The following is a 20065-nucleotide window of genomic DNA, read 5'->3' as shown; positions in this document are numbered from 1 at the left end:
TAACAAGCGGCATTATTCAGACATGCAAAGGGCCGGTAGACTAGCGCCATCTACCTTCGGAGCCCATTCATGACTTCCCTCGCCCTGCCCCGCGCCGAACAGCTCGCCCTGCAATTCGGCACCCCGCTGTGGGTCTACGACGCCGCCACCATCCGTGGCCAGATCGAGCGCCTGAAGAGCTTCGACATCATCCGCTTCGCCCAGAAGGCCTGCTCCAACCTGCACATCCTGCGCCTGATGCGCGAACAGGGCGTGAAGGTCGATGCGGTGTCCCAGGGCGAGTTGCTGCGTGCCCTGGCCGCCGGCTACTCGTGCCGCGACGATGAATCCGAGATCGTCTTCACCGCCGACCTGCTGGACCGCACCACCCTGGAAACCGTGGTCGAGCACGGCATCCCGGTGAACGCCGGCTCCATCGACATGCTCCGCCAACTGGGCGAAGTTGCCCCCGGCCACCCGGTGTGGCTGCGCATCAACCCCGGTTTCGGTCACGGCCACAGCAACAAGACCAACACCGGCGGCGAGCACTCCAAGCACGGCATCTGGCACAGCGACCTGCGCGCCGCCCTGGACGTGATCCGCGAGCGCAGCCTGCGTCTGGTCGGCCTGCACATGCACATCGGTTCGGGGGTCGACTACGGCCACCTGGCACAGGTCGGCGAAGCCATGCTCGGCCTGGTGCAGCAGGTGAAGGACGCCGGCCACGACCTGTCCGGCATCTCCGCCGGTGGCGGCCTGTCCATCCCCTACCGCGCCGGTGATCCGGAAGTGGACACCGCGCATTACTTCCAGCTGTGGGACAAGGCGCGCAAGGCCGCAGAAGCCGTGGTCGGCCACACGCTGCACCTGGAGATCGAACCGGGCCGCTACCTGGTCGCCCAGTCCGGCTGCCTGCTCAGCGAAGTGCGCGCCACCAAGGACGCCGGCCGCAATCACTTCGTGCTGGTGGACGCCGGTTTCAATGAGCTGATGCGCCCGTCCATGTACGGCAGCTACCACGGCATCAGCGTGCTGGCCGGCGATGTGGCCAGCCGCGAAGTGATCGATACCGTGGTGGCCGGCCCGCTATGCGAGTCCGGCGACGTGTTCACCCAGGGCGATGGCGGTGTGGTCATCCCCCGCGCCCTGCCACGCGCCCAGGTCGGCGACCTGCTGCTGATCCACGACACGGGCGCCTACGGCGCGTCCATGTCGTCGAACTACAACAGCCGCCCGCTGATCGCCGAGGTGCTGCTCGAAGGCGCCGACGCGAAGCTGATCCGCCGCCGCCAGCGCGTGGAAGAGCTGCTGGCGCTGGAAGAAGACCTGGGCTGATTCAAGCCATCATGAACCGCCGGCCCTGCCGGCGGATCGCGAGCGTGGCCCGCTCCTATAGTCAGCGATCAAGCTGCAGGAGCGTGCCCTGCACGCCAATGGCGGGCAAAGCCCGCCCATTGCCGGGAACTCCCGCCCCTCACCGATCGATGCGCGTCGACAGGATGATCGACGACATCGTCCGCTCCACCCCATCCAGCGCGCCAATACGGTCCAGTACCGCATCCAGGTCGCGGATCGACAGCGCCTCGACAATCACGATCATGTCGAAGTTGCCGCTCACCGAATGCAGCGTCTTCACCTCGGCGATCTTCTCCAGCGCCTGCACCACCTGGTGCGACAGCTTGGGCAGCGCCGTCACCAGCACGTGGGCGCGCACCAGCGATTGCGCATAGCTGTCCGACACCTTGATCGAGTAGCCGGTGATGATGCCCTGCTGCTCCAGCCGCTCGATGCGGCTCTGCACCGTGGAGCGCGACACCCCGAGCTTGCGCGCCAGCTCGGAAATCGACTCGCGGGCGTTGGCGCGCAGCAGGTTCAGCAAGGCCGCATCGGCGTTTTTCGTCATATTGCTCATGGTTTTGGTCAATCTGCCTTAAAACTCTCGCCAATCTTGCAGATTGCCAGGTTCATTTCAACGACAGCCTTTGCAATAGTGAACACCACGGCGAGCCCTCACAGCTCGCCATTTCTTTGCCCGCGCGCCATCCATCGACTGGCCTCTGCGGGTCGCAAGAAGCCTTGCCAAGCTGGTGATACAAGCCGGCGAGCCGCATAAGTCGAACAAGATTGAAGGGAGCCTTCCATGCACAAGAACCGCCACCCCCATACCCCTGGCAAGAAACCGGTCACCATCTTCGGTCCGGACTTCCCCTTCGCCTTCGACGACTGGATCGAACACCCCGCCGGCCTGGGCAGCATCCCCGCCGCGAAGCACGGCCAGGAGGTGGCCATCGTCGGTGCCGGCATCTCCGGCCTGGTGGCGGCCTACGAGCTGATGAAGATGGGCCTCAAGCCGGTGGTCTACGAGGCCTCGAAGATGGGCGGCCGACTGCGCTCGGAGACTTTCGAAGGCGCCGACGGGATCATCGCCGAACTGGGCGGCATGCGTTTCCCGGTATCCAGCACCGCCTTCTACCACTATGTCGACAAGCTCGGCCTGGAGACCAGGCCCTTCCCCAACCCGCTGACCCCGGCCTCGGGCAGCACCGTGGTCGACCTGGAAGGCACCAGCCACTACGCCGAGAAGATGGCCGACCTGCCGGAAATCTTCCGCGAAGTCGCCCAGGCCTGGGCCGATGCGCTGGAGGATGGCGCGCGCTTCTCCGAGATCCAGGACGCCATCCGCGAGCGCGACACGGTCAAGCTCAAGGCCCTGTGGGACGAGCTGGTACCCAAGTGGGACGACCGCACCTTCTATGACTTCGTCGCCACCTCCAAGGCCTTCTCGCGCCTGTCCTACCGCCACCGCGAAATCTTCGGCCAGGTCGGCTTCGGCACCGGCGGCTGGGACTCGGACTTCCCCAACTCCATGCTGGAAATCTTCCGCGTGGTGATGACCAACTGCGACGATCACCAGCATCTGGTCGTCGGCGGCGTCGAGCAGGTGCCGCGCGGCATCTGGAGCCATGTGCCGGAGCGATGCGCGCACTGGCCGGCCGGCACCTCCCTCGCGTCGCTGCACAATGGCGCGCCGCGTCCGGGCGTGAAGAAGATCGCCCGCGCCGCCGACGGCACCTTCGCCGTCACCGACTACTGGGGCGACACCCGCCACTACGCCGCCGTCCTGGCGACCTGCCAGACCTGGCTGCTGACCACCCAGATCGAGTGCGAGGAGGCGCTGTTCTCGCAGAAGATGTGGATGGCCCTGGACCGCACCCGCTATATGCAGTCGTCGAAGACCTTCGTGATGGTCGACCGGCCGTTCTGGAAGGACAAGGACCCGCAGACCGGCCGCGACGTAATGAGCATGACCCTCACCGACCGCCTCACCCGCGGCACCTACCTGTTCGACAACGGCGACGACAAGCCGGGCGTGATCTGCCTGTCCTACTCCTGGATGAGCGACGCCATGAAGATGCTGCCGCACCCGGTGGAGAAGCGCGTGCAGCTGGCCCTGGACGCACTGAAGAAGGTCTACCCGAAGGTCGACATCGCCGGGCACATCATCGGCAACCCGATCACCGTGTCCTGGGAGGCCGACCCGCACTTCCTCGGCGCTTTCAAGGGCGCGCTGCCGGGCCACTACCGCTACAACCAGCGCATGTACGCGCACTTCATGCAGGACGACATGCCCGCCGAGCAGCGCGGCATCTTCATCGCCGGCGACGACGTGTCCTGGACGCCGGCCTGGGTGGAAGGCGCGGTGCAGACCTCGCTCAACGCCGTGTGGGGCATCATGAAGCACTTCGGCGGGGCTACCCATCCGGAGAACCCCGGCCCCGGCGACCGCTTCGCCGAGCTCGGCCCGATGGAACTGCCGGACTGATTCCCGCGCGTCATTGAACAGCGGCTCGCGTGGGGCCGGGATCGGGTGCACACTGCCTGATCCCGGCCTTGCGCGTTTCGAAGGAGAACACCATGTACCTCGCCCTCTACCAGTGCCCTCCCGGCCCCGACGATATCGGCGGCAACCTGCGCCGCCTGGAGCAGGCCGCGCAGCAGGCGGTGCAGAACGGTGCGGACCTGCTGGTGCTGCCGGAGATGTACCTGACCGGCTACAACATTGGCGCCCAGCGCGTCGCCGAACTGGCGGAACGCTGCGATGGCCCGTCCGCCCTGCGCATCGCCGAGATCGCCCGCGCGCACAAGCTCGGCATCCTCTACGGCTACCCCGAGCGTGACGCCGGCGGCGCCATCTTCAACAGCGTGCAACTGATTGACCGGCAGGGCGAACGCCGCGCCAACTACCGCAAGACCCACCTCTACGGTGACCTCGACCGCAGCCAGTTCAGCGCCTCCGACGAGCCGCCGGCGATCTTCGAGCTGGACGGCTGGAAAGTCGGCCTGCTGATCTGCTTTGACGTGGAATTCCCCGAGGCGGTGCGTACGCTTGCCCTGGCGGGCGCGGATGTCGTGCTGGTACCGACTGCCAACATGCACCCGTACGAGTTCGTCGCCCAGGTACTGGTGCCGACCCGCGCCTTCGAGAACCAGGTATTCCTCGCCTACGCCAATTATGTCGGCAGCGAGGGGGAGATCGAGTACTGCGGACTGAGCAGCATCGTCGCCCCGGATGGCCAGGTGCTGAGCAAGGCCAAGCACAGTGAGGAACTGCTGGTGGCCGAGCTGGACCCGCAGCGTATCGCCCTGGCGCGCGAGGGGTACAGCTACGTGCACCTGCGGCGGCCGGTGCTGTATCGCCGTTGAAAAAAGGCCCTGCTGGATGCCGGGCCGTTACGTTTACGCCGAACCTGTTTTTGTAGGAGCGAGCAAGCTCGCTCCTACAGGTGTGTGCCGTCCGTGGCGATGCGGTGGCAAGCCTGGCAGCTACGCACCGGCCCGCTCGCGTGGAAGGCCTGCAGGCGTTTCAGGTGGCAGCTCTGGCAGAGCTGGTGGAAGTCCGCTTCGACGTGCATGGCCAGCGCCGGGCTCTGCTTGTGGCAGAGGATGCAGGAGCGGTTGCCGGAGACCGAGGGCGACTGGTCCTGGTAATCGTGGTGGCAGGTGATGCAGTTCACCGACGCATGCGGCTCGTGGGGAAACGCCAGCGGCATCAACGGTCGGCTGCGCTGCCAGTGTCCATGGGCGAACCATACCCCCGCCGACAGCGCCACGGTTGCCGCGACACAAAGACCGATCCAGCGACGCTTCACAGCGGCAGCTCCACATTCGCCAGCAGGCTGTAGAGCGCCGACACGCCGAGGATCAAGCCACTGGCCGCCAGCGCGAACCAGGTGGCGCGTTGCGCCGTGTTGCGCTGGCGTCCGCGGATACCGTTGGCGGATTTGGGCAGACGCGGCCAGACGGCCACTGCCAGCATCAGCGCGACCAGCAACGCGCCCTTCCAGGCTCCGCCGCTGTAGTAGCCCGCGCCGAGCACGTGCACGGCCATCAGCAACAGGGCGAGCAGACTGCCGCCGTAGTGCCAGCGGCGGAAGGTAGCGGCGCTGCTGCTCCAGCGCGGCCGGACACGGCTCAGGCTGGAAACCGCCAGCACCAGCATCAGGACCGCCGATACCAGCCCGGCCAGCATGTAGCCGGGGGCGGAAGGCAGCAGGTCCTCGATCAGCAGTGGCTCATCGACCAGCAACGCGACGATATGCACCAACAGCAGCGCGACGGCGGCAAACCCCAGGTCGCGGTGCAAGCGCAGGAAGAACTTGCCCTCATAGCGCGGACGCGGTTGCGGACGACCGCCCATGACGAACAGCAGCCCCGCCAGGCAGGCCCCCAGCAGCCCGGCGGCGTTGGCGAAATCCCAGGCATAGCCAAGCCCCGGCATCGCGCCGAGGCCGAGCAGGATGGCGACCGGCAGCAGGCAGCCGAACGCCAGGCGCGCGATCAGCGCAGGCATGGGGGACTCCGGACAAAGGACCGTTGCCGGAGGCTAGCAAGCGGCGACGGTTCGCGCGTGCCAATGCCTGCCAGACGGCTTTTCGTGGGTGCCACCCCGCCCTACCTGCTCCCATTTCCGCACCGAAGACTGGCCGGAAGAAAGCGTCTTCCGGGTGGGCTTCACGAACCTGGGCCGGCAATCGCGAGAGCCACACCCGACGCAGGAGCTCACGACGCGGACTCCGCGAAGGTCCCGGCGACAGGAGCCCAGGAATGAAGAAGGCCCGCACTGGGCGGGCCTTCTTCATTCATGCCGGGCGTCAGCTGCTCTGCGGCATCTCACCCCGCGCCAGGCGCGCGTTGATGTCGGCGATCACCGCCGGCAGTTCGGCGATGGTGTCGATCAGGTAGTGCGGGCGCGAGCCTTCGAACATCTGGCCGATGCGGCGGCGCTCCTGGTCCAGCTTCTCCGCCGGCAACGCCTTGTACTGTTCATAGGTCAGGCCCAGGGCGTTGCCCGAGCAGGTCAGTGCCACGGTCCACATGCCGGCGCTGCGGCCTTCGAGGATGCCCGGCCAGGTGTCGTCGACTTTCACGCAGGCGGCCACGTCGTTGATGCCCAGGGCAATCACGTTGGCCAGGGCCTGTGCCGGATGCGGTCGGCCGTTGGGCACGTCATCGGTGGCCACCACGTGGTCGGCGACGTAGCCGTTGGTCTTGGCCAGGGCAACGACCTTTTCCATCACCACGGCCGGGTAGCCGGAGCAGGAACCGATCTTCAGCCCCTGCTTGCGCAGGGTGGCGATGGCATCCAGCGCGCCGGGGATCAGCGCCGAGTGCTCGGCGATCTTCTCGATCTGCAGCGGCATGAAGCGTTCGTAGATGGCGGTGACGTCATCGTCGCTCGGCACGCGACCGAACTTCGCCTTGTAGCGCTCGGCGATGGCCGGGATGTCGCACAGGGTGCGGATGTGGTCCCACTTGCCCATGCCCATCGGGCCGCGGGCTTCTTCCAGGCTGACCTGCACGCCGAACTCGGCGAAGGCTTCGACAAAGATCTGGGTCGGCGCGAAGGAGCCGAAGTCGACCACGGTGCCGGCCCAGTCGAGGATGACGGCTTGCAGTTGCTGCGGTTGCTGGTAATTCATGGCGTTCAATCCTGTGAGAATTCGGGCGGGCGTCAGATTTCGAAAACTTCCATTTCCTTCAGCGTCTCGGCGATGGCCGCGACGGCGGCGCGCATGCCGCTGGCGTCGACCTGGCCGATGCAACCGACGCGGAAGGTTTCCACCTGGGTCAGCTTGCCCGGATAGAGGATGAAGCCCTTCTCGCGCACCCGGTTGTAGAACTCGGTGAAGGTGTAGCGGGCATCGCTCGGGGCGTGGAAGGTGACGATGATCGGCGCCTGGATCTCGGCCGGCAGGAAGCTGCGGAACCCGAGCTCGGCCATCTCCGCCAGCAGAGTCTGGCAATTATATGCGTAACGCTGATGACGGGCCGCGAGACCGCCCTCTTCCTCGTACTGGCTCAGCGCTTCGTGCAGCGCGGCAACCACATGGGTCGGCGGGGTGAAGCGCCACTGGCCGGTCTTGGCCATGTAGGCGTGCTGGTCCTGCAGGTCCATGGACAGCGAGTGGCAGTTGCCGGTGCTGGCATTCAGCGCAGACGTGCGGGCAAACACGAAGCCCATGCCCGGCACGCCTTCCAGGCACTTGCCGGAGGCAGCGATCAGCGCGTCGAAGGGAATGTGGCGGGCGTCGATGTCCAGCGCGCCGAAGGAACTCATGGCATCGATGATCAGGCGCTTGCCGTGGGACTCGATGACCTTGGCGATGTCCTGCAGCGGGTTGAGGATGCCGGTGCTGGTCTCGCAATGGATCAGGGCGACATGGGTGACGCTCGGGTCCGCGCTGAGCAGGCGGTCGACGTCGGCGGCGGTGGTCGGCACGTCTTCTTCGGTTTCGAAGGTGGTGAATTCGCGGCCGATGACCTGGCAGATCTTCGCCAGGCGCTTGCCATAGGCGCCGTTGATCAGCACCAGCACCTTGCCGTCACGCGGCACCAGGGTGCCCACCGCGGCTTCGACGGAGAAGGTGCCGCTGCCCTGCAGGGGCACGCAGGTGTGGGTCGCCTCGCCGTGGATGATCGCCAGCAGGCGCTTGCAGACGTCGGCGGTCAGGTCGTTGAAGTCGCGGTCCCACGAACCCCAGTCGACCATCATGGCGCGACGGGTGCGGGGAGACGTGGTCAGCGGACCGGGAGTCAGCAGGATGGGGGCTCGCTCGGCAGTGCTCATGCTCGATTCCTCTTTCTTGGGAACGTCGTCAGGGCTGAATTCGGTTGGGCCGTGGCGGGTTCGCTGCGGCCTGGGCATAACTTGCCGGCCGGACAGATATCGTTCAAATTGTTTATCACGATGCACTGCATAAGCCGGACATATACCTCATGAATCTCTTCCAGCTCCGCGCCTTCGACGCCGTCGCCCGCGAACGCAGCTTCACCCGGGCCGCCGAGCGCCTGTTCATCAGCCAGCCGGCGGTGACCGGGCACGTGAAGGCGCTGGAGGAGCACTACCAGGTCAACCTGTTCCGCCGCACCGCGCGCGGCGTGGAGCTCACCGAAGATGGCGTGCGCCTGTCGGCCATCAGCCGCACGCTGTTCGCCCTGGAGGAAGAGGCCGAGGCCATGCTCGATGCCAGCCGCGAGCTGGTGACCGGGCGCATCGAAGTGGCCGCCGACGGCCCGCACCTGGTGATGCCGATGCTCGCCCGGCTGCGCGCGCGCTACCCCGGCATCACCGTCAACCTGCGCCTGGGCAACGCGCAGGAAACCCTTGCCGCGCTGATGGACGAACACGTCGATATCGCCGTATTGACGGAGGTGGAGCCACGCGCCGGGTTGTTCCTGCGCGAGCTGGTGGAGTCGCGCATCTGTGCCCTGGTGCCGGCCAGCCATGCCTGGAGCGAACACGTCGGCGAACTGCCGCTGGGCGAGTTGGACCAGCAGATCATGGTACTGCGCGAGCCCGACTCCATTACCCGGCGCACCTTCGATGCGGCCTGCTCGGCGGCCTCGGTGGAGCCCCGCGTACTGCTGGAGCTGGACAGCCGGGAGGCGGTCACCGAAGCGGTGGCGGCAGAGCTGGGGATCGGCATCGTGTCGTCGCTGGAGGTCAGCCCGGACCCACGGGTGAAAGCCGTCCCGCTGAGCGGCGACGGCCTGCTCAACCGCCACGCGATCGGCTGCCTGGAGCGGCGCCGTGGGTTACGGGTAGTGAGTGCGTTTCTGGAGTTGGCGGAGGGCTGAACCTGGTAAGCCAACACCTCTTCCGGCTAACGCCAGCGCAGCCGCGACTGCCGAACGGTCCCCTCTCCCGCTTGCGGGGGAGGGTTAGGGAGGGGGAAAGGAGTCAAGCACTCTAGCGGAGCTGCGAGGAAGCATCGGCCCCTCTCCCCAGCCCTCTCCCTGAAGGGAGAGGGGTATCCGTGCAGCTTGATGCCGCGAATGGGTCGTTGAGCATGCCTTCCCCTCAGACAGGCAAATCTTCCTTCACCAGGTCGAGAAAGGTCGTCACGATCCGCCGCGTGCTCTGCTCGCGCAGGCACACCAGGGTTTCGCTCATGCGCCAGTGGCAGTCGAGGATCGGCAGCGCGTGCACCCGCGCATCCGCCCCCAGCTCGGCAGCGGAGACCACCCCCACGCCAATCCCCACCGCCACTGCCTCCAGCGATGCCTCGCGGCCTTCCACTTCGATGGCCGGACGGATGCGCAGGCCGGCGCGAGCCATCTCCGCTTCGAGCATCTGCCGGGTCACCGAACCCTGCTCGCGCACTACCAGCGGGGTGTCGTCGAGGTCGGCCAGTTCGATGGCCCCACGCCCGGCCCAGGGATGACCGCGACCGACGAAGGCAACGATGGGATCGCTGCGCAGGGTGAAGGTCAGCAGGCGCTCGTCCTGTACCTCGCGCCCCAGCAATGCCAGGTCCGCCTGGTAGTCGAACAGGCGTTGCAGGGACTCGTCGGTGTTGCCCGTCTCCAGCTTCACGCGGATGCCCGGATGGCGCTGGCAGAAGCGCGCGATCTGCGGCAACACGTGCACCGGCGCGTCCACCGCCAGGGTCAGGCTGCCGGTCTGCAGCGCGCTGGACTCCTGCAGCAACTCCTGCGCCTCGGCCTCGATCACGAACAGCCGCTGGGTCACCGACAGCAGGCGCTCGCCCAGCTCGGTCAGGCGCACCGAACGCTTGTTGCGATGGAACAGCAACACACCGTAGCGCTCCTCCAGCTTGCGCACCTGGTCGGACACCGCCGGCTGGGTGAGGAACAGGCGCTCGGCGGCGCGGGTGAAACTGCCGTGTACCGCGACGGCATGGAAAGCCTTCAGCTGAGCGTGGGAAACGGACATGGACGCGCCTCTACGGGAAGGTTCTGACCCGTCAGCCGACATTGGACGGAAAGAGACTGAAAGGTCATTCGCACAGAACACTAGCGCCATGGCCCACTGATATACAAGCCCAGCTTATTTTTGAAATCTGATAAATCGATTTCAGTTATTTATTCGAAATTGTTTCCATCGCTCCACCGCCACTTCCCGACACCTGCGAGGAGCGGCGGCACAGAACAGCTGCAGCGATTCTGACCCGCACCGCGACGACGGTGCGACGTGCTCCGAAAACAACAATAAAAAAGGCGTTACCCACTGACTGCCGGCACAGCACAACAACAACGAGGTCAGACCATGCTCAACCCTCACGGCACCGTTTCGCCGCGCGCTTCCCTTGCACGCTGGAGATGGCAGATCTTCGCCATCACCTGGCTGGCCTACGCGGCCTTCTACTTCACCCGTAAAGCCTTCTCGGTGGCCAAACTCGGCATCGCCGAAGATCCCACCTTCCATCTCGACAAGATCGCGATGGCCAACCTCGACGCCATCTACCTCGCCGCCTACGCGGTGGGCCAGTTCACCTGGGGTGTCTTCGCCGACCGCTACGGCCCACGGGTGGTGGTGTTCGGCGGCCTGCTGGTCTCCGCGGCCGCCGCCCTGGTGATGGGCAGTTTCGCCACCCTGCCGATCTTCGCCACCTGTATGGTGGTGCAAGGCCTGGCGCAGTCCACCGGCTGGTCGGGGTTGTGCAAGAACATCGGCAGCTTCTTCGCCACCCACGAGCGCGGCCGCGTGCTCGGGCTCTGGAGCACCTGCTATGCCTTCGGCGGGCTGGTCGCCTCGCCGTTCGCCGGCTGGTGGGCCTATGAAGTGTTCGGCACCTGGCATGCAGCGTTCTATTCCACCGCTGCCGTGGTCGCCGCGGTCGCCGTCCTGTTCCTGCTGCTGCAGCGCAACCGCCCGCAGGACGTCGGCCTGCCGCCGGTGGAAGCCGATGTGCAGCAACCCGAAGCGGTGAACTACGCCGGCTTCAAGCACGAGGGCGAAAACGGCAAGTCCCTGCGCATCCTTGGCAAAGTACTGCGCAACCGAACTGTGCTGACCCTGGGCCTGGCTTACTTCCTGCTCAAGCCAGCGCGCTACGCGATCCTGCTATGGGGCCCGGTGATCGTCTACGAGCGCATGCCGGGGCTGGGCAAGGTCGGTGCAGCGATCCTGCCCTCGGCCTTCGAAGTCGCCGGACTGCTCGGCCCGATCCTGATCGGCTACGCCTCGGACCGCCTCTTCGGCGCACGGCGCATGCCAGCCTGCGTGATCAGCCTGCTCGGCCTGACGGTGTGCCTGGCGCTGTTCGTCCCGGCCATGCAGACCGGCAGCAGCCTGTTGGTACTGGCCCTGCTGTTCATGATGGGCCTGACCCTGTACGGGCCGGATTCAATGATCAGCGGTGCGGCCGCCGTGGATTTCGGCACCGGTGAGGCGGCCGGCACCGCAGCGGGCTTCGTCAACGGCTGCGGCTCCATCGGTGCGATCCTCGGCGGCCTGCTACCGGGCTACTTCGACACCTACACGGTGTTCATCGGCTTCACCGTCACCGCACTGATTGCCGCCGGCATCCTGATCCCGCACTGGAACAGCCGCCCGGAAGCCGCCAACCCGGCAAAATCCAGCAGCGACGAACCTCGTTTGAACGCACGTCCCGTGCGCTTCTGACGTCCGCTTCCCCCTCACCGGCCGGCTGAGGGAACGGGCGAGGCGCCCCGCGCGCCTCGCCCTTTTTTCATTGCGCCACACGCAGCCGGAATCACGGATGGGCTTGTGCCATACCCTGGAGCTTAATAACATTGATTATCATTTGAAAATTATTCCTGCTGGACGCCCCTGTGAGCACTTCCAACCTCGACGCGGTCTTCCTGGCCCAGCGCCTGCCTTTGCTGCGCACGCTCGTACGGATGGTGAAGAACCCGAGCATCGCCGAAGACCTGGTGCAGGAAACCTACCTGCGCGTCGCCCGCACCCTGCTCGAACGGCGCATCGATCACCTGGAACCCTTCCTCTTCCAGACCGGCCGCAACCTCGCCCTGGATCACCTGCGCCACCTGCGCATGCAGTCGCGGACCATGCTCGAGGATGTGCCGTTCGATGTGGTACAGGCCGTTGCAGCGCCTGGCTCCAGCGCCGAAGACCAGTTGCATGCGCAGAAGCTGCTTGAACGCCTGGGCACCACCCTCGAACAACTCAGCGAGCGCCAGCAGCGCATCTTCATCCTCAGCCGCCTGCACGGCTGCGGCTACGCCGAGATCGCCGAACAGCTCGGCGTCTCGCCCAGCACGGTGCAGAAGGAACTGAAACTGATCATGGCGATCTGTGTCGGGCTGGTCAGCCGCCTCGAGGAAACGGTATGACGGACTACCGTTCGCCGACCGATTCGACAACAATGCGCGGCTCACCACCCCTGGACCGCCCCGAGGATCGCCCCTTGCCCCACGCCGCGCCGCCCGATGACCAGCAGATGGCCGAAGCCCTCGACTGGCTGATCCTCGAGGACGACATGGACGCCGCCACCCGCGCACGCTTCGACGCCTGGCTCTCCGCGAGCGAAGGCAACGCCCGGGCCTACCAGCGCGTGCGCGATGCCTGGCAGTCACCGCTGTTGCCAGTCGCCGCTGCGCGCCTGGAACGCAAGCGGGTGCAGGAGAAAGTCCGCCCGCTGCGACGCCAGCGCCGTGTCTGGAAGCCCGTCGCCACGGCCGCTGCCCTGGTGCTGGCGATCGGTGTCGTGGTGCAGGGCGACCTGCTCACGCGGCTGCGCGCAGACCATCTCACCGCCGTCGGCGAACGCCAGAAGGTCCAGTTGGCCGATGGCTCCAATGTCGTGCTCAACACCGACACCGCACTCTCCAGCCGGGTCGACGACCAGCAGCGCGTCGCCCGCCTCTACCGCGGCGAAGCCTTCTTCGATGTCGCCCATGACCGCAGCCGTCCCTTCGAGGTGGAAGCCGGGCCGGTGCAGGTCACCGTGCGTGGCACTGCCTTCGCCGTGCGCTACCTGGGCAACGAGGCGGAAGTCAGCGTGCAGCGCGGCGAAGTGGACCTGCGCACGCGCCTGGACGATGCGCGCGTCAGCCTCGGCGCCGGCGACAGCATCCGCGTCGGCCCGCAAGGGTTCGGCGAGCGCCAGCACGGTGCCGAAGCCGAATCCCAGCTGGCGTGGGTGAAGGGCCGCATGGTGTTCGAGAACTGCCCGCTCAGCCAGGTGCTGGCCGAGTTGCGCCGTTACTACCCCGGCTGGATCGTGAACACCAACGAGCGCCTGGAAAACGTCAGCGTCACCGGCAACTGGCGCCTGGACGATCCGCTGGGCGTGGCCCGTTCGCTGGCGCAGATCACCTCCGCCGAGCTGCACGAATACCCGAAACTGCTGATCCTCAACTGATCGCCCGCAACTGAAGAGAAAGTTTTTTTACGCGATCCGAAAGGCTCGTTCGTTTAGTCAGAAGCCAATGCAATAGATTCGCATTTACGAATGCGAACAATGACTGACTAAGAGAGCCCTTCGATGACCATTGCTTCTTCGCGTGCCCCTCTGCGCCGGCTGTCCGCGCCGGCCAGCATCTCGCTGCTCGCCCTGTCCATCGGCCTCGCCAGCCTGCCGGCCACCTCCGCCCTCGCCGCCGAAGCCAGCCAGACCCAGTCCGGCTACAGCTTCGATATCGCCCGTCAACCGCTGCCCCAGGCACTGAACGCATTCAGCGCAGTGACCGGCTGGCAGGTCGGCGTGGCCGGCGACCTGGCCGACGGCGTGGAATCCCCGGGCGTCAGCGGCCGCCTGCCGGCGGAGCGCGCGCTGAAGACCCTGCTCGGCGGCACCGGCCTCACCGTCCGCCAGCTCGGTCCGCGCAACGTGGTGCTGGAACGCAACCTCTCCTCCGTCGCCGAGATGCAACCGCTCACCGTCACCGCGACCCGCCAGGCGCAGAGTGTCACCTCGGTACCGACCACGGTGAACGTCGTGGGCCGCGAGGAGCTGGACCGCAAGAACGTCAACACCATCAAGGAGCTGGTGCGCGACATGCCCGGCGTCTCCGTCGGTGGCACCGGCAACCGTGCCGGCATCACCGGCTACAACATCCGCGGCATCGACGGCGACCGCGTACTGACGCAGATCGACGGCGTCGAAATTCCCAACAGCTTCTTCAACGGCCCCTACGCGCAGACCGAGCGCAACTACGTCGACCCGGAAATCATCAAGCGCGTGGAAGTGCTGCGCGGCCCGGCCTCGGCCCTGTATGGCAGCAACGCCATCGGCGGTGCGGTGAGCTACTTCACCCTCGATCCGGACGACATCATCAAGGAAGGCAAGGACGTCGGCGCACGCCTGAAGACCGGCTACAGCTCCGCCGACGACAGCTGGCTGACCTCCGCCACCGTCGCCGGCCGCCACGACGACTTCGACGGCCTGCTGCACCTGAGCCAGCGCAACGGCCACGAGACCGAGTCCTACGGCAGCACCGGCGGCACCGGCCTGTCCCGCACCGAAGCCAACCCGGAAGACGTGCGCACCACCAACGTGCTGGCGAAGCTTGGCTGGAACTATGCCGAAGGCGGCCGCTTCGGCCTGGTCTACGAGAAGTACAAGGACGATGTCGACACCGACCAGAAGAGCGCCTACGGCGGCCCCTACAGCAACGGCCAACCGGCGCTGCCCACCAGCGTCCTGCCTGGCGGCATGTACCAGTGGCGCACCGGCAACGACACCATCACCCGCGAGCGCTACGGCCTGGAACACCAAATGCTGCTGGACCGCTCGGTGGCCGATCACCTGAAGTGGACCTTCAACTACCAGATCGCCAAGACCGACCAGAGCACCGACGAGTTCTACTATCCGATCACTCGTCAGGTCCTGCGCACCCGCGAGACGCTGTACAAGGAACGCCAGTGGGTGTTCGACCTGCAACTGGACAAGGCCTTCGCCATCGGCGATACCGACCACCTGCTGACCTACGGCACCACCCTCAAGCGCCAGAAGGTCACCGGCTACCGCGAAGGCACCGGCACCTGCCTGGCCGTCGGCCGTGGCTGCACCGCCGTCGGCGCCACCAGCGCCACTGACACCCTGGCCCGCAGCAGTGACTTCCCGGACCCCACCATCGACACCTACGGGCTGTTCGCCCAGGACGAGATCCGCTGGAACGACTGGACCTTCCTGCCCGGCCTGCGCTACGACCACACCCGCCTGAAGCCGCACCTCACCGACGAATTCCTGAAGACCGTCGACCAAAGCGGCGAAGGCGACGTGAGCAGCGAGGACAAGAGCTGGCACCAGCTCTCGCCCAAGCTCGGCGTGACCTACGCGTTCAATGACAACTACCTGTGGTACGGGCAGTACGCCCAGGGCTTCCGCACCCCGACCGCCAAGGCGCTCTACGGTACCTTCGACAACCCCACCAGCGGCTATCGCGTCGCCCCCAACCCCGACCTGGACCCGGAACGCAGCCAGAGCTACGAGACCGGCCTGCGCGGCAACTTCGAGGAAGGTTCGTTCGACGTGGCGGTCTTCTATAACAAGTACCGCGACTTCATCAACGAAGACGCCATCACCCCCGGTTACGACGAACCGACCTTCACCAGCAACAACATCAAGCACGCCATCATCAAGGGTGTTGAGCTGAAGGGCCGCCTCGAACTGGGCGCCTTCGGCGCGCCGCAGGGTCTCTACACCAAGGGCTCGGTGGCCTACGCCTACGGTCGCAACAAGGACACCGGCGAGCCGATCAACAGCGTCAACCCGCTCACCGGCGTCTTCGGTCTGGGCTACGACGAACAGGCTGGCCGTTACGGCGCCCTGCTCGACTGGACCCTGGTCAAGCGCAAGAACCGCGTGGACGACACCCAGTTCAACGCCCCGGACGGCACCAGCAGCCAGTTCAAGACGCCCGGCTTCGGCATCCTCGACCTGACCGGCTACTACAAGCTGACCGATGACCTGACCCTCAACGCCGGCCTGTACAACCTCACCGACAAGAAGTACTGGCTGTGGGATGACGTGCGCGGCTACGACGGCGTCGGCGAAGCGGCGGTACTGGCCCCGGCCAACCTCGACCGTCTGACCCAGCCGGGCCGCAACTTCGCGATCAACCTGGTGTGGGATATCTGATGTCAGCGCATTGATCGACCCAGGACGGATAACCTGCTCCGGGCTATCCGTCCCACACAGTCGGTCTGGCGCAGGACTCCTGACGAATCCTGTGCCAGCTCTGGTCGCGAGCAAGCTCGCTCTTACAGGGTTCGACGCGTTTCGCAGGACCGAGCGCGGCGCCCATCCCTTGCTCGCGAACCTGCCCCACTCCAGCCACGCCACCGTAATGCCCGACAATCTTTACGCTTTCCCCGAACTCGTTCGTCTCGTCTGTAAAGACCTGTAATTTCAAGGAATTGGACATGACCACCCTGGAACTCCCCGCCCTGCGCTCGCAGCGCCTGAACGCGCTGACCCACGCCCCCCACGAGCGTCTCGACCACGCCGTGAAGGCCCGCGAGCCCTTCTCCAGCCGCGAGCGCTTCGCCCGCTTCGTGGTCGCCCAGTACCTGTTCCAGTCCGAACTGCAGGCCCTGTACCAGGACGCCGAGCTGGGCAAGATCTTCACTGACCTGCCGCAGCGCTGCCGCGCCGAGCAGGCCCGCCTGGACCTGGCTGACCTCGACACCGACGTGCCTGCCCCGGTCGCTGGCGCCATCAGCAACCCGAGCCAGGCCCATGCCCTGGGTTGGCTGTTCGTCTCCGAAGGCTCCAAGCTCGGCGCCGCCTTCCTGATCAAGCGCGTCGCCGCGCTGGGCCTGGACGAGAACACCGGTGCCCGTCACCTGGGCGAGCCGGAAGGGGGTCGCGCCGAAGGCTGGAAGCGCTTCACTCGCACCCTCGACGCCCTGGAGCTGAGCGACGCCGAAGAGCGCGAAGCCGAAGCCGGCGCCGTTGCCGCTTTCGAGCGATTCTCCCAACTACTGCAACACAGCTACGACAGTGCTCCCGCCGCCGTCTGAGGCCATCGAGCGCGCGCCTGCCGATGCAGCGCGCGCCACCCCCTTCGGCCCTGCCCGCTCACGACTGGCGCGCCTGGCGTTTGCCTTGCTGGCGTACACCAGCCTTGGCGTGGGCATGGTCGGGCTGGTGGTGCCGGGCCTGCCGACCACCGAGTTCGTCCTGCTCGCCGCCTGGGCCGCCTCGAAGAGTTCGCCTCGACTGTCCGCCTGGCTGGATAACCACCGGCTGTTCGGCCCCATCCTGCACAACTGGCGAAATGGCCGCGCCGTCGCCCGCCGCGCCAAGATCAGCGCCAGCCTGGCGATGCTCGCCGCCCTGGCGATCATGCTGATCACCCTGCCCCACGGCATCTGGCTGTATGCGGTAATCCTCGGCATGGCCGTCGGCAATCTGTGGATCTGGTCGCGTCCGGATACGCCCAGGCCGTAGTCAGCGCGCGGGCCGGGACTTATGCTGGAGGTCCGATCCCGCACCTCTGCCACGAGCCATGAACCAGCCCACCAGCAAAGTCGATGCCGTCCTCGCCGAAGCCCAGCGCCGCCGCGAAACCAGCTACCGCGAAAAGGCCCTGAAGATGTATCCCTGGATCTGCGGTCGCTGCGGCCGCGAGTTCAGCGGCATCCGCTTGCGCGAACTGACCGTGCACCACCGCGACCACAATCACGACAACAACCCCGAGGACGGCTCCAACTGGGAGCTGCTGTGCCTCTACTGCCACGACAACGAGCACCAGCGGCAGGTGGACCTGCACTACCAGAACAGCAACGACGCGGGCGCCAAAGGGCCGAAGGTCACCCACAAGGGGCTGGCCGGGCTGGCGGACCTGCTGAAGAAGAAGGATGACGGCGAGGTCTGAGGCTTCTCCACTCCTGCACCTACCCCGACGCTCCGTAGTTCACCTGCAGGAGCGGGCCATGCCCGCGATGGCGCGCTCCTACAGATGGGCGCTTCGTGTCCGTCTATCCCTTCGGTAATGGCGTCCTCCGCAGCGGCTTTCGCGGACAGGGCCCGCTCCTACGGCAAGCCCGTCGCCTGCGGGAACGAGCGCCTCAGCGCAGGCCGGCGACGATCTCCAGCGAGCGCAGGCGCAGTGCGTGGTCATAGATGTCGCTGGTGAAGATGATCTCGTCCACGCCGGTCTGCTCCAGCAGGATTTCCAGGCGACTGCGCACCTTCTCCGGACCGCCGATCACTGCCAGGCCGAAGAAATTGCCTACCGCATCCTGCTCATGGGGCAGCCACAGCCCGGCCATGCTCTTCACCGGCGGCTTCTGCTTCAGGCTGTCGCCGCGGATCAGCGCCAGCACACGCTGGAAGGCGGTGGTCGCCAGGTACTCGGCTTCCTCGTCGGTCGGCGCGGCCACCAGCGGCACACCGATCATGGCGTAGGGCTTGTCGAGTACCGCCGAGGGCTGGAAATTCTCGCGGTAGATGCGCAGCGCGTCATGCAGGTAACGCGGCGCGAAGTGCGAGGCAAAGGCATAGGGCAGGCCTTTCTGCGCCGCCAGATGGGCGCTGAACAGACTGGAGCCGAGCAGCCAGATGGGCACGTTGGTGCCCTCCCCCGGAATCGCCAGCAACGACTGCTGGGAACGGCGCGGGCCCAGGAGCATCTCCAGTTCGGCCACCTGCTCGGGGAAGTCCGCACCATCACCCAGGCGATCGCGGCGCAATGCGCGCATGGTCGCCTGGTCGGCGCCAGGCGCACGACCCAGGCCCAGGTCGATACGGCCCGGATACAGGGTTTCCAGGGTGCCGAAATTCTCTGCCACCACCAGCGGCGGATGGTTCGGCAGCATCACACCGCCGGAGCCGACACGGATGCGCTCGGTCTTGCCGGCAATGTGGCCGATCAACACGGCGGTGGCCGAGCTGGCGATGCCGTCCATGTTGTGGTGCTCCGCCAGCCAGTAGCGGGTAAAGCCCAGGCGCTCGACGTGCCGGGCAACCTCGACGGCGTTGTTCAACGCCTCGGCAGCGGTGCCCTGGTCGCGCACAGGCACCAGGTCGAGCATGGAGAAGGCAATATCGGACAGGGACTTCATAGGCACTCCAATTCGGGTACGCAGGCGCCTACACGCAACGCCGCGCACATGACTTTGAGCGTGACTGTATCGATGCACTCCCTGCCTGACCACTTGTCGGGATCGATAGTGCTCATTCCGCCGAGTGATACAGCGCTGGAAGCGCATTGCCATCACCTGTTCACGGGACAGTCACCGCTCTGTCACGCGGGGTAGCCAGAATGCCCTTGCGCTGAAGGACCAGCGCCCCATCTCTACGGGAGTCCGCCGCCATCCTCCCCAGGCAACGGCGAAACCCTGTGGCCTACGAAGCAAAAAGCCCGCATCCGTGCGGGCTTTTTGCTTTGTCATCGCCGGAGGCTTCAGTCGCGGTTCTTCACCATCTCGAAGAGTTTCAGGCGATCGCTGATTTCCTGCAGGGTGTGGCGGAATGGGTCGTGCTGTTCGCTGTGGGCCGGATCGACGAAGTTCCACACGATCACTTCGCTGGAGGCCGGCAACTCGTCGCCCTCGTCGGTGGACTTGTCGCACAGGTCGATCAGGTAGTCGAAATGCTGACCGCGGAATTCGTCGATGGACTTGCTGCGCAGGCCTTCGGCAGAGATGCCTGCGTGCTCCAGCACATTGCGCGCCCGGGGGTCGATGGCAGTCGGGTGGATGCCCGCGCTGAAGGCGTCGAAATGCTCGCCGTCGGTATGCCGCAGCAGGGCTTCGGCCATCGGCGAACGGGCATCGTTGGCGACGCAGACGAACAGGACTCGGCGTTTCTCGGTCATCGTTACCTCGGCACGGGGGGGGCGGCTT

Annotated in this window: 19 protein-coding genes; 11 read left to right on the top strand and 8 right to left on the bottom strand. The window is 66.1% G+C overall.

What is annotated here, in order from left to right:
• Nucleotides 1-69 precede the first annotated feature (69 nt).
• Nucleotides 70-1314 carry a diaminopimelate decarboxylase gene (gene lysA / locus AC1ZV1_RS12705; protein WP_484297031.1) on the top strand — a complete coding sequence of 415 codons (1245 nt, stop codon included), beginning with the start codon at nucleotides 70-72 and terminating at the stop codon, nucleotides 1312-1314.
• Nucleotides 1315-1453: 139 nt separating this feature from the next.
• On the opposite strand, the gene AC1ZV1_RS12700 is transcribed toward lysA, so the two are convergent.
• Nucleotides 1454-1891, bottom strand: a complete 438-nt coding sequence (locus tag AC1ZV1_RS12700; RefSeq protein ID WP_484297030.1) for an Lrp/AsnC family transcriptional regulator — start codon at nucleotides 1889-1891, stop codon at nucleotides 1454-1456.
• Between the two features lie 228 nt (nucleotides 1892-2119).
• Between AC1ZV1_RS12700 and AC1ZV1_RS12695 the strand changes: the two genes are divergently transcribed.
• Together AC1ZV1_RS12695 and AC1ZV1_RS12690 are read left to right on the top strand one after the other, a co-directional pair.
• Nucleotides 2120-3802, top strand: a complete 1683-nt coding sequence (locus AC1ZV1_RS12695) for a flavin monoamine oxidase family protein (RefSeq protein ID WP_484297029.1) — start codon at nucleotides 2120-2122, stop codon at nucleotides 3800-3802.
• Nucleotides 3803-3894: 92 nt separating this feature from the next.
• Nucleotides 3895-4683, top strand: a complete 789-nt coding sequence (locus AC1ZV1_RS12690) for a carbon-nitrogen hydrolase family protein (RefSeq protein WP_484297028.1) — start codon at nucleotides 3895-3897, stop codon at nucleotides 4681-4683.
• Between the two features lie 74 nt (nucleotides 4684-4757).
• Here the strand turns inward: AC1ZV1_RS12690 and AC1ZV1_RS12685 are convergent, their stop codons facing one another.
• The 4 genes from AC1ZV1_RS12685 to AC1ZV1_RS12670 all read right to left on the bottom strand — a co-directional run bounded on the left by AC1ZV1_RS12685 (nucleotide 4758) and on the right by AC1ZV1_RS12670 (nucleotide 8107).
• The gene (locus tag AC1ZV1_RS12685) at nucleotides 4758-5129 is read right to left on the bottom strand and encodes a cytochrome c3 family protein (RefSeq protein WP_484297027.1); all 372 of its coding nucleotides are present in this window, start codon (nucleotides 5127-5129) and stop codon (nucleotides 4758-4760) included.
• Nucleotides 5126-5830, bottom strand: a complete 705-nt coding sequence (locus AC1ZV1_RS12680; protein WP_484297026.1) for a ferric reductase-like transmembrane domain-containing protein — start codon at nucleotides 5828-5830, stop codon at nucleotides 5126-5128. The genes AC1ZV1_RS12685 and AC1ZV1_RS12680 overlap by 4 nt, the downstream gene beginning before the upstream one ends.
• Before the next feature lie 301 nt (nucleotides 5831-6131).
• Nucleotides 6132-6959, bottom strand: coding sequence for a phosphonoacetaldehyde hydrolase (gene phnX / locus AC1ZV1_RS12675; protein WP_484297025.1), 828 nt, complete (start codon nucleotides 6957-6959; stop codon nucleotides 6132-6134).
• Nucleotides 6960-6991: 32 nt separating this feature from the next.
• Entirely contained in the window at nucleotides 6992-8107 is a 1116-nt protein-coding gene (locus tag AC1ZV1_RS12670; RefSeq protein ID WP_484297024.1) for a 2-aminoethylphosphonate--pyruvate transaminase, read from the bottom strand.
• 149 nt (nucleotides 8108-8256) lie between these two features.
• Here AC1ZV1_RS12670 and AC1ZV1_RS12665 point away from each other — a divergent pair, with 149 nt between their 5' ends.
• On the top strand, nucleotides 8257-9117 hold the full coding sequence (locus AC1ZV1_RS12665; protein WP_484297023.1) for a LysR substrate-binding domain-containing protein: 861 nt from the start codon (nucleotides 8257-8259) through the stop codon (nucleotides 9115-9117).
• A 223-nt stretch (nucleotides 9118-9340) separates the two neighbouring features.
• Here AC1ZV1_RS12665 and AC1ZV1_RS12660 read toward each other — a convergent pair whose 3' ends face one another.
• Nucleotides 9341-10216, bottom strand: a complete 876-nt coding sequence (locus tag AC1ZV1_RS12660; protein ID WP_484297022.1) for a LysR substrate-binding domain-containing protein — start codon at nucleotides 10214-10216, stop codon at nucleotides 9341-9343.
• A gap of 333 nt (nucleotides 10217-10549) precedes the next feature.
• Between AC1ZV1_RS12660 and AC1ZV1_RS12655 the strand changes: the two genes are divergently transcribed.
• The 7 genes from AC1ZV1_RS12655 to AC1ZV1_RS12625 all read left to right on the top strand — a co-directional run bounded on the left by AC1ZV1_RS12655 (nucleotide 10550) and on the right by AC1ZV1_RS12625 (nucleotide 18093).
• Nucleotides 10550-11908 carry an MFS transporter gene (locus tag AC1ZV1_RS12655; protein WP_484297021.1) on the top strand — a complete coding sequence of 453 codons (1359 nt, stop codon included), beginning with the start codon at nucleotides 10550-10552 and terminating at the stop codon, nucleotides 11906-11908.
• Nucleotides 11909-12078: 170 nt separating this feature from the next.
• Entirely contained in the window at nucleotides 12079-12600 is a 522-nt protein-coding gene (locus tag AC1ZV1_RS12650; protein WP_484297020.1) for an RNA polymerase sigma factor, read from the top strand.
• Nucleotides 12601-12707: 107 nt separating this feature from the next.
• Nucleotides 12708-13631 (top strand): FecR family protein, encoded by a 924-nt coding sequence (locus tag AC1ZV1_RS12645; protein ID WP_484297555.1) that lies wholly within the window; start codon nucleotides 12708-12710, stop codon nucleotides 13629-13631.
• Nucleotides 13632-13754: 123 nt separating this feature from the next.
• Nucleotides 13755-16352: a TonB-dependent receptor gene (locus AC1ZV1_RS12640; protein ID WP_484297019.1), complete on the top strand. Its 2598-nt coding sequence runs from the start codon at nucleotides 13755-13757 to the stop codon at nucleotides 16350-16352.
• Nucleotides 16353-16636: 284 nt separating this feature from the next.
• Nucleotides 16637-17236: a biliverdin-producing heme oxygenase gene (locus tag AC1ZV1_RS12635; RefSeq protein WP_484297018.1), complete on the top strand. Its 600-nt coding sequence runs from the start codon at nucleotides 16637-16639 to the stop codon at nucleotides 17234-17236.
• 85 nt (nucleotides 17237-17321) lie between these two features.
• Entirely contained in the window at nucleotides 17322-17666 is a 345-nt protein-coding gene (locus AC1ZV1_RS12630; RefSeq protein ID WP_484297017.1) for a YbaN family protein, read from the top strand.
• A 58-nt stretch (nucleotides 17667-17724) separates the two neighbouring features.
• Entirely contained in the window at nucleotides 17725-18093 is a 369-nt protein-coding gene (locus AC1ZV1_RS12625) for a YajD family HNH nuclease (RefSeq protein ID WP_484297016.1), read from the top strand.
• Between the two features lie 193 nt (nucleotides 18094-18286).
• Here the strand turns inward: AC1ZV1_RS12625 and AC1ZV1_RS12620 are convergent, their stop codons facing one another.
• On the bottom strand, nucleotides 18287-19282 hold the full coding sequence (locus tag AC1ZV1_RS12620; protein WP_484297015.1) for an LLM class flavin-dependent oxidoreductase: 996 nt from the start codon (nucleotides 19280-19282) through the stop codon (nucleotides 18287-18289).
• Nucleotides 19283-19623: 341 nt separating this feature from the next.
• Entirely contained in the window at nucleotides 19624-20037 is a 414-nt protein-coding gene (locus AC1ZV1_RS12615) for an arsenate reductase ArsC (protein ID WP_484297014.1), read from the bottom strand.
• Nucleotides 20038-20065 lie beyond the last annotated feature (28 nt).

The organism is Pseudomonas sp. BB438 (assembly GCF_057180225.1).
Note: the sequence above shows the minus strand (reverse complement) of the source record. Positions and strands in the feature narration are given on the sequence as shown.